This window comes from Aeromicrobium sp. CF3.5 (assembly GCF_051262695.1).
GTDB lineage: Bacteria > Actinomycetota > Actinomycetes > Propionibacteriales > Nocardioidaceae > Aeromicrobium.
Window position 1 is genome coordinate 688,564 of sequence record NZ_JBIMEZ010000001.1, and the last position, 10,105, is coordinate 698,668.

Below are 10,105 nucleotides of genomic sequence, written 5' to 3' on the forward strand. Positions count from 1 at the left end.
GAGCGTCCCCGCATGAGGTGATCCATCATCGCTCGCTGACGCTCGCTCATGCGGACACGTCCTGTGAAAACCCACCGTAGGAGCGTCCCCGTGCGAGGTGACCCATCATCGCTCGCTGACGCCCGCTCATGAAATGACCTTGAGGGTCGTGGTGGCGGCGGGCGCCTCCAGGAAGTGCTTGCCGATGAGCTCGTCGTCGGGCAGCGGAACCGGGTAGATGCCGTCGAAGCACGCACGGCACAGGTTGTCCTTCGGCACCTGGGTGGCCTCGATCAGCTCGTCGAGATCGACGTAGCGCAGGGAGTCCGCCCCCACCGACCGGCAGATCTCGTCGACACTGATGCCGTTGGCGATCAGCTCGGCGCGCGAGGCGAAGTCGATGCCGTAGAAGCACGGCCACTTGACCGGCGGGCTGGAGATCCGCACGTGCACCTCGGCCGCCCCGAACTCGCGCAGCATGCGCACCAGGGCCCGCTGGGTGTTGCCCCGCACGATCGAGTCGTCGACCACGACGAGCCGCTTGCCCTCGATGACGTCGCGCAGCGGGTTGAGCTTGAGCCGGATACCCAGCTGGCGGATGGTCTGCGACGGCTGGATGAAGGTGCGGCCGACGTACGAGTTCTTGACGAGGCCGTGCCCGAACGGGATGCCGCTCTCCTCGGCGTACCCGATGGCTGCAGGCGTGCCGGACTCCGGCACCGGGATGACGAGGTCGGCCTCGACCGGGTGGGTGCGAGCCAACCGGCGGCCGATCTCGGCGCGCACGCTGAAGATCCGCTGATCGGAGATGGTGGTGTCCGGACGGGCGAGGTACACGTACTCGAACAGGCAGCCCTTGGGTGCCGGCTCGGCGAAGCTCTCGGTCCGCAGACCGTCCTCGTCGATCGCGATGAACTCACCGGGCTGGACCTCACGGATGAACGAGGCGCCGACGATGTCCAGCGCTGCGGTCTCGCTCGCCACGACCCAGCCTCGCTCGAGCCGCCCCAGCACCAGAGGACGGATACCCTGCGGATCGCGTGCGGCATACAGGGTGTTCTCGTCCATGAAGACCAACGAGAAGGCGCCCCGGAGCATGGGGAGCACCTCGAGCGCCGCCTCCTCGACCGACCGGTCGGGGTAGGAGCCCAGCAGCGAGGCCATCACGGACGTGTCCGAGGTGGCCCCCTCGCCCCGGCCCAGGGTCTCGCCCTGCTCGGCGAGACGCGCGTTCAGGATGTCGACGAGCTCATGGGTGTTGGTCAGGTTGCCGTTGTGCCCGAGCGCCACCGATCCGGTCGCGGTGGGACGGAAGGTCGGCTGGGCGTTGTGCCACACGCTGGCGCCCGTCGTGGAGTAGCGCGAGTGGCCCACCGCGATCTCGCCCTTGAGTGACTCCAACGTGGACTCGTCGAACACCTGCGAGACGAGACCCATGTCCTTGTACACCAAGATCTGGCGGCGATTGCTGACCGCGATGCCCGCTGACTCCTGGCCGCGGTGCTGCAAGGCGTACAGCCCGAAGTAGGTGAGCTTGGCGACCTCTTCACCGGGCGCCCAGACACCGAAGACGCCACAGGCATCTTGCGGTCCGGCGTCCTGGGGGTCGAGCTCATGGGTGAGTCGTCCGTCTCCGCGGGGCACCCTTCCAGTGTAGGGGGACAAGCCGAGAGCCCGCGCACGTGATCGAATGAAGCCATGAAGAGCGACTCGATCACCGTCCAGCGCACCATCGCCGCCACGCCGGAGGTGATCTTCGCCTACCTGTCCGACGCAGCCAAGCACCAGCAGATCGATGGGTCGGGGTCGCTGCGCGGACCCAAGGGCGACTCCGTGCCACTCACGATGGGCACGACCTTCGGCATGTCCATGCACATGGGCGCCAACTACTCCACCGTCAACGAGATCGTGGAGTTCGAGCAGGGCCGCCGCATCGCCTGGAAGACCACCGGGTTCAAGGGTCTGATCGGTGGCCGCATCTGGCGCTACGAGCTGGAACCCACCACCGAGGGCACTGTCGTCAAGGAGACCTGGGACATCAGCGACGAGCGCGGAGCCTTCCTGGTCAAGCGCACCTCGATGCCGGCCGCCACCGAGAAGGCCATGCGCAAGACCCTGGAGCGGATCTCCGAGCTGGTCGAGACGACCTAGCTCTCCGACGGGCCTCGCTCACTCGTCTAGGGTGGCGTGACTGTCGTCACACCGAGGAGCCACCATCCCATGCCCGAATCCGCGATGGACATCCCCGCCGCCACGTTCCTTCCCGACTTCCTGGAACATCGCGCCGATCAGGTTCCCGACCAGACGTGCTGGGTCTTCGGCGACCGGACCTGGTCCTGGAGCCAGGCCTGGGAATCTGTGGGACGGGCTGCTGGCGCGCTGAACGCCGCCGGCGTGGGACGCGGCGACAACGTCGCGGTCCTGGAGAAGAACAATCCCGCCGTTCTACAGGTGCTCCTCGGGGGCTGCCAGATCGGCGCATCGACCACGGTCGTGAACTGGCGCCTCGCCGGGGACGAGCTCGACTACGTGCTCAACGACTGCCGCGCCGAGGTCGTCCTGGTCGGCCACCAGCTCCTGCCGCAGCTGGATCTCGTGCGCGATCGGCTCGAGCACGCTCGCACGATCATCGTGATCGGCGGACCCGACGACACCTATGAGCAGTGGCTCGCCGACGCTGAAGCGCTCCCTCGGGACGCAGCGGTCGAGCCGGACGACGTGTGCGTCGTGATATACAGCTCCGGCACCACGGGACGACCCAAGGGCGTGCAGCTGACCCAGGCTGCGATGGCTGAGCACTGCGTCAACGGCCTGGGCGACCAGGTGTACGACAGCTCGACCGACATGATGCTCATTGCCATGCCGATGTTCCATGTCGGCGGCACGTCGTACGCACTGCTCGGCCCCACGGTCGGTGTTGCCGGCTACATCGTTCCCGAGGTCGATCCCCAGCTGCTCGCCGGCGCCATGCTGGCCGGCTGCACCCATGCCTTCCTGGTACCGGCCGTGGTGGCAGCGCTGGAGGCCGCCGGTCCCGAGGCGATGGGCCTGTTCTCCCGCCTCAAGGGCTTCGGCTACGGCGCCGCCCCCATGCCGCTGCCGGTGCTGCGCGAAGCCTTGGCGGCCTGGCCCGACACCAACTTCCAGCAGGTCTACGGCATGACCGAGATGTGCGGCGTCGTCACGGTGCTCGACGATGCGGCGCACCGCGACGAGTCCCACCCCGAGCGACTCGTGTCGGCCGGTCGACCGGTGCGGCACGCCGAGGTTCGCATCGTCGACCCCGGCACGCTGATCGACGTGCCGACGGGATCGTCGGGGGAGATCTGGTTCCGCACCCCGCAGGCCACCGTGGGCTACCTCGGCAAGCCCGAGGCCACCGAGGAGCTGTTCTCCGAGGGTTGGCTGCGCACCGGTGATGTCGGCCGCCTCGACGAGGACGGCTTCATGTTCGTCGAGGACCGGATCAAGGACATGATCATCAGCGGTGGAGAGAACGTGTACTCCCCCGAGGTCGAGCGCGTGCTGGCCGAGCACCCTGCCGTCAGCGAGGTCGCGATCATCGGCGTCCCCGACGACCGGTGGGGCGAGACGGTCAAGGCAGTGGTCGTGTTCACCCCCGGAGCATCGGCCACGGCCGACGAGCTCATCGCGTTCTGCCGCGAACGCATGGCCCCGTACAAGACGCCACGGTCGATCGACGTGATCGACGCCCTGCCGCGCAATCCGTCGGGCAAGATCCTCAAGCGGGACCTGCGCAAGACCTACTGGGGAGACGGAGCCCGTCAGGTGTGAACGAGCCGGGTCGATCCGGTGAGATGAAGTACGGCCCCGGTCATCCAGGGGTGGGACCGGGGCCGCATCTGGCAGTCTACCGGCAAAATATTTCAGACACCGAGTGGCGAAACGCTCTTCAGCACACAAAATGTTCAGCGGATCGGTGCCGTCAGGTGGGCTCGTCGATCAACGGGAGCAGTGCCGAGAGGTCCGACCTCTCCCCCGACGCCCTCACGACCGCATCGGTCCACGGGGTCCGACCGAGCGCCAGGTTGATCCAGGTGGGGGCGTCCATCTCCACCACGGCCGGTGGGGTGCCCCGCGTGTGGCGTGCGCCCTCGATGCACTGCACCACGGCGAACGGCGGGACCCGCACCTCGACCGACGCTCCCGGAAACCGTTCGGTCAGCACGGTCAGCAGATGCCACGTCAAGGCCTTCAGATCGGCCCGATCGGCCCCGCCCGCGTCGATCCGATCGACGATCTCGCGGACCTGATCGGCGGGCAGGGAGCGATCACGCCGGCTCACGAATCAGGCGAGTGCCGAAGGAATGGTCGCGGCCCATGCAGCCCGCAGCTCGGCCACGTCGAGCACGAACTGGTCCTGGACCTCCAACGTGCTGCCCCCGGTGCGGCCGATCGACGCGAGGGGGACGCCGTGCGCCTGTGCCAGGTCGACGAGCTGCTCGTGCAGGTGTGGAGCGACCACGACCACCGCGCGGGCGGACGACTCGCTGAACAGGTCGACGAACGCGTCGTCGAGCACCACGGCGGCTCCGATGCCGTGGGCGAAGGTCGCCTCGGCCAGCGCCATGACGAGTCCGCCGTCGGACAGGTCGTGCGCGGACTCCAGCAGCTCGGACCGCGTGGCCTCGGCCATCAGCTCGGCCAGCGCACGTTCAGCCGCCAGGTCCACCCGCGGGGGCAGTCCACCCAGATGACCGTGCACGACATCGGCCCAGGTCGAGCCCGACAGCTCCTCGCGGGTCTCCCCCAGCAGCACGATGTGAGCGCCACCTGCGGTGAAGCCCTGCGCGAGTCGGCGGCGCACATCGGGCACCACGCCGAGCACTCCCACGACAGGAGTCGGCAGGATCGGTGTGTCGCCGGTCTGGTTGTAGAACGAGACGTTGCCACCCGTGACCGGGATGCCCAGCTCGGCACACCCATCCTTCAATCCATGCGTGGCCCGCTCGAACTGCCACATCACGTCGGGGTTCTCGGGCGAACCGAAGTTGAGGCAGTCGCTGACCGCCAGGGGAATCCCACCCGCGACAGCGACGTTGCGGTAGGACTCGGCGAGCGCGAGCTGCGCACCCGCGTAGGGATCGAGGCGTGCGAACCGGCCGTTGCAGTCGGTGGACACGGCGACGCCCAGATGGGTGTCGGGGTCGATGCGCACGATGCCGGCGTCCTCGGGCTGGGCCAGCACGGTGTTGCCCTGCACGTAGCGGTCGTACTGATCGGTGATCCAGCTCTTGTCGGCCATGTTCGGCGACGTGACCACAGCCACCACCTGGTCGCGCAGCGCATCAGCACTCTGCGGGCGGTCCAGTCGCTCAGCGACGTCGGCCTGCAGCGCGTCCTGGTCGGCCGGCCGCGCGAAGGGTCGCTGGTAGGTCGGCCCGTCGTGGGCGACGGACCGCGGCGGCACGTCCACCACGGTCTCACCGTGCCAGTCGATGACCAGGTGATCACCATCGGTGACCTCTCCGACCACCACGGCCTCGACGTCCCACTTCGCGCAGATCTCCATGAATGCGTCGAGGTGGTGCGGCTCGACGACCGCCATCATGCGTTCCTGGCTCTCGCTCATGAGAATCTCCTCGGGCGACAGCGTCGAGTCGCGCAACGGCACCGTGTCGAGCTCGACGTGCATGCCTCCGTCGCCGGCGGACGCGAGCTCGGAGGTGGCGCACGACAGGCCAGCCCCGCCCAGATCCTGGATGCCGTTGACGACACGGGCCGCGAACAGCTCCAGCGTGCACTCGATCAGCAGCTTCTCCATGAACGGATCGCCGACCTGGACGCTGGGCCGCTTGGCGGGTCCACCCTCGTCGAAGGTCTCCGACGCCAGGACCGACACGCCGCCGATGCCATCGCCACCGGTGCGAGCGCCGTACAGCACAACCTTGTTGCCGACCCCGGAAGCGAAGGCCAGGTGGAGGTCCTCGTGGCGCAGCACGCCGACGCACAACGCGTTGACCAGTGGGTTGCCGACGTAGCTGTCGTCGAACACGACCTCGCCGCCGATGTTCGGCAACCCCAGGCAGTTTCCGTAGCTGCCGACTCCCGAGACGATCCCCGGCAGGACCCGACGTGTGTCGGGGGCATCCAGGGCACCGAATCGCAGCGGGTCCATGACGGCGACGGGGCGGGCTCCCATGGCCAGGATGTCGCGGACGATGCCACCGACTCCCGTGGCGGCTCCCTGGTGGGGCTCGACGTAGGACGGGTGGTTGTGCGACTCGACCTTGAAGGTGACCGCATAGCCCTGACCGATGTCGATGACGCCGGCGTTCTCGCCGATGCCGGCCAAGGTCTTGCCCAGCGGCGTCTCCTGCGGAAGGTCGCCGAACTTCTTCAGGTGCACCTTGGAGGACTTGTAGGAGCAGTGCTCGCTCCACATGACCGAGTACATGGCGAGCTCGGCACCCGTGGGGCGGCGCCCGAGGATCTCGCGGATCTGGTCGTACTCGTCGGCCTTGAGACCGAGCTCGGCCCACGGCTGCGCGCGATCGGGGGTCGTGGAGGCGAGATGGACGGTGTCGAGCTGGCGGCCTGCGGTCACCGATCGATCCTATCGCTGCGCCCTACTGGCTCGTGCGGTCGACCGACCCGGGCTCCAGCGCGGCCGCTCCGCGACGCCGACCGCCGGGCAGGCGCCCCGCGAGGGCGCCCAGAGGCTCGACGGCCCCGCTGAGCGTCGCGACGGCGTCGTTCAACTCAGGAATCGCGTCGCTCAGCTCTTGCAGGCGCGGCGCGAGCGCGTCGAAGGTGGCGCCCAGCGCGAGCAGCTGGTCGAGAGTGCCGCCGGGGGCGAGCAACGTCTCGATGATGCCGTCCTCGGCGACCATCTGGTCGACCAGACCGCCCTCGACCAGGAGCCGATCGACTGCGCCGTCGTCCGCCAGGAGACGATCGAGCGGACCTCCGGCCAACAACAGCCGATGAAGCGGTCCGGTCTCGGCGAGCAGCCGGTCCAGTGGGCCGTCGGGCTCGAGGAAGCGGAACAACGATCCGCCCTCACCGAGCTGGCGGTCCAGGGGCCCACCGGTGGTCAGCAGGCGAAAGAAGGGACCCTTCTCGTCGGCCATGCGGTCCAGCAGACCGCCTCGCGCCAGCGCCTTGCCCAGGGGCCGGTCCGGGGACGTCAGGTCGGCGATCGTGTTGGCCAGTGCGATCGGTCCGCGCTCGTCATCGAGGATGCGACCGAGCTGATCGGCCAACCCACCTTCGGCCAGCACGCCGCGCAGCCGTTCGTTGTAGCCACCGGGCCGCAGCAGCGGGCCTTGTGGCGAGGCGAGCTGCCCGACCCCCAGCGTGGCGCGCGTGGCGGCGACGGACAGTCGAAGCGGAAGCAGTGCGGCGTCGCGCAGGTTCATGGGGTCACGATAGGACCAACTGCCCCCGGTCGACACACCTCGCTCGGCACACGCCGCCATCTGACCTGACTAGGGTGGAGCGGACCACGGAGGCAGGAGAGCAGCACATGCGTGAGGCTGACATCGAGCTGACCCCGTGGCCCGCCGCGTTCTCGGAGTCCTTCGTCGAAGGTGCCCGTCGACTGTTCGACGACCACAACCACGTGATGATCGTCGGTCCACTCGGGAGCAACCGTGGATCGCTGGCCGAGAGACTCGCTGGCCGGTCCGCCCCAGTCGCTTGGGGGCGGGACGCACCGAGTGTCGGCTCCACGGCCGTGCGCTACTCAACCATCAGCCAGCTGTTGCCCACCGTTCGGGCGCAGCCGGAGGACTCCACCGCGCAGGTCACCGCCGAGGCGCTGACCGCGATCGGCCAGACCTTCGGCCGCCCCACGCTGTGCGTGCGCGAGGCGGAGCTCTGCGACCAGGGCTCGAACGATGTCCTGGCCACCCTCGCCGAGGAGGGCCACATCCGCCTGGTCTCGACCGTGACGCCCTCCGCGGCCCTGACCCATCGATTCGCTCGCAGCGCCGAACGGATCGACATCCCGCCCCTGGACGAGGCGACCGTCACCCAGCTGCTCGCGATTCGCTTCTCCGTCCGGCCGCACCCCATGACCGTCGCGCTGCTGATGGAACGGTCGCAGGGCGCGTACGCCGTGCTCAAGCAGTTCGCCGACGCCAGCTTCAGTGCCGGCCAGATCCGAGTCCTGGCCGGCACGCTGGTCACCGATGAGTCGGTTCTCAATGCTGAGGTCGACGAGAGGTTCGTCGCCACGACGCAGCGCTTCTCGCCTCGTTTTCCCGCCACCCATGTTGCCCGGGACCTGCTCGACCTGACGGCTGTGACGATGCATCTCGACCACGGGGAGGCCACGGAGATCTTCGGGGACCAGGTCGTGAGCGAGACCGTCTCCGCCGGTGTCCTCGCGGTGGTCGGTGAGGTGCTGCAGTTCAGGTCGACCGTCGAGGGTCTGAGCATCCTGCACGAGCTCGACACCGCTCGCCGTCGAGAGCTCTTCGACACGTACCGAGCTCGGCTGCAACGCAGCGAGCGACTCCCGATCACCGCCCTGCGATCAGCTCGCTGGCACGTGGACGTGGGGGCACCTCTCTCCCCTGATCTCGCACTGCTGGCCGTCCGACACGCCAATCCATCCTGTCGATACGGCCTCGTCCAGTCCGTCGTGGATGCGGTCCCGATCGCCGAACGCCTCCCTGAGCTGGTCATCGAGCACTGTCACGCCCTGGCCGAGATCGGCGCCGCCGACGAGCTTCTCACCCAGCTGCGGTCGATCGATCCGGCGACCATCGGCGATGACGACCTGTTCGCTTATCTGCGCTGGGCGAAGCGCTACCTGCCTCCCGACGAGGCGAGCCAACTGGTCGACACCGTGCGCGCTCACACCGCACCGCACGACGCTGCGCGAGGTGCTGCCCTCGAGCTCTGCCACGTGTACGGGGAGGTCTTCCAGTCCGCGGGCGCACAGATCCAGAAGGCGCTGCTGTCCCTGACCATGTCGGGTCAGCTGTCGCCCACGAACCAGGCTCTGGCCCGCATGACGATGTCAGCGACCCTTCGTCACTCCAGTCGCGCCGACCAGGCGGTCGAGATGGCGGCCACGGCGGTCCGCGACCTGGAGGCTGTCGGGCCGGTCGGCAGCTTCTACATGGATCTGGTGCGCGAGCAACAGATTCTGGCCCACATCTCGGCGGCCGACCTGGAGGGCGCCCGCGAGGCCCTGGTCAGCTACTCGGCGCCGGGGGTCGCCTATGGCAATCTCGGTCGTCTCGGCGCTGCGCTGTGGAGCATGCTGGCCTTCTACTCCGGCGACATCGGCGCTGCCCTGGCTCAGGCCCAGATGTGCCTGACTCGTATCCCAGCCGGCGACCCGCACCAGATGCGCGGATGGGCCGAGGCCATGGCCGCCCAGATCCTCACCCAGGTCGGCGACATCGACGGCGTCTACGAGCTGCTCGAGGCCTCGCACCAACGACCATCCCCACCCCACCGGCAGCCGCGGCTCACGCTGATGATCTGCCAGGCCTGCGTGCACGACGCCATCGGTGAACCTGAAGAAGCGCTGGACCTCCTGCAGGCGGTCATCGACGAGGCTCGCGAGCACGACCTGCTGCTCTGCGAGGTGGACGCGGCGGTGCTGTCGGTCCAGATCGGCGGGCCGATGCACCTGAAGCCGCTGCTGAGTGCGGTCGAGTCCGTCGACGCGTCCAGCGGCACCTCGGCGATCTGGAAGACGTTCGCGCACGCGGTCCGGGACAACGACATGCACCGCCTCGTGGATCTGGCCGAGGAGCTCGACCGGCAGGATCGATTCCTGTTCGCCGCCGAGGTCGCGCAGTTCACGCTCGACATCGCTCGGCGCGCCTCCGACATGACACCCGAGCAGCGCCTGCGACTGTCGCAGATCGCCGATCCCATGCAGCACCGCAAGGTCACCCGCTCGCCCTGACCCACTGCTGTCGAGGGCGTGTCGGGCCCGCAATGTCCGACCCCGGTCCTAGCGTGGCGTCATGGGTGTTTCATCGCGTCAACCGACCGGCCACGACCTCGAGCTTCTGCTGCTGTGCGAGACCTGCGAGTCGCCGATCGATCTGCTCGATGACATCGACGAGCGGGGCGTGTGTCGGCACTGCGGACTGGCCTTCGACTTCGGCCCACCCGCTGTGCGCTCGGTCGCGGG

The 10,105-nt window shown here is 68.5% G+C and carries 7 protein-coding genes; 3 read left to right on the forward strand and 4 right to left on the reverse strand.

Going from position 1 to position 10,105, the window contains the following annotated elements; all coding sequences use genetic code 11:
* Nucleotides 1-126 precede the first annotated feature (126 nt).
* Complete coding sequence (purF, locus tag ACHAA3_RS03535) at nt 127-1,623, reverse strand: amidophosphoribosyltransferase (protein WP_435707558.1); 1,497 nt, start codon at nt 1,621-1,623, stop codon at nt 127-129.
* 54 nt (nt 1,624-1,677) lie between these two features.
* Here purF and ACHAA3_RS03540 point away from each other — a divergent pair, with 54 nt between their 5' ends.
* Both ACHAA3_RS03540 and ACHAA3_RS03545 read left to right on the forward strand, forming a co-directional pair.
* Complete coding sequence (locus tag ACHAA3_RS03540) at nt 1,678-2,130, forward strand: SRPBCC family protein (protein WP_435707559.1); 453 nt, start codon at nt 1,678-1,680, stop codon at nt 2,128-2,130.
* A gap of 69 nt (nt 2,131-2,199) precedes the next feature.
* A complete protein-coding gene (locus ACHAA3_RS03545) occupies nt 2,200-3,774 on the forward strand; it encodes a long-chain-fatty-acid--CoA ligase (protein ID WP_435707560.1) in 1,575 nt (524 codons plus the stop codon).
* 151 nt (nt 3,775-3,925) lie between these two features.
* On the opposite strand, the gene ACHAA3_RS03550 is transcribed toward ACHAA3_RS03545, so the two are convergent.
* Genes ACHAA3_RS03550 through ACHAA3_RS03560 form a run of 3 tightly spaced genes read right to left on the reverse strand, consistent with a single transcriptional unit; the run spans nt 3,926 to nt 7,361 of the window.
* Nucleotides 3,926-4,285, reverse strand: coding sequence for a sterol carrier family protein (locus tag ACHAA3_RS03550; protein ID WP_435707561.1), 360 nt, complete (start codon nt 4,283-4,285; stop codon nt 3,926-3,928).
* 3 nt (nt 4,286-4,288) lie between these two features.
* Entirely contained in the window at nt 4,289-6,547 is a 2,259-nt protein-coding gene (purL, locus tag ACHAA3_RS03555) for a phosphoribosylformylglycinamidine synthase subunit PurL (protein ID WP_435707562.1), read from the reverse strand.
* A 22-nt stretch (nt 6,548-6,569) separates the two neighbouring features.
* Entirely contained in the window at nt 6,570-7,361 is a 792-nt protein-coding gene (locus tag ACHAA3_RS03560) for a hypothetical protein (RefSeq protein ID WP_435707563.1), read from the reverse strand.
* Between the two features lie 107 nt (nt 7,362-7,468).
* Between ACHAA3_RS03560 and ACHAA3_RS03565 the strand changes: the two genes are divergently transcribed.
* Nucleotides 7,469-9,874, forward strand: a complete 2,406-nt coding sequence (locus tag ACHAA3_RS03565; protein WP_435707564.1) for a hypothetical protein — start codon at nt 7,469-7,471, stop codon at nt 9,872-9,874.
* Nucleotides 9,875-10,105: the final 231 nt, after the last annotated feature.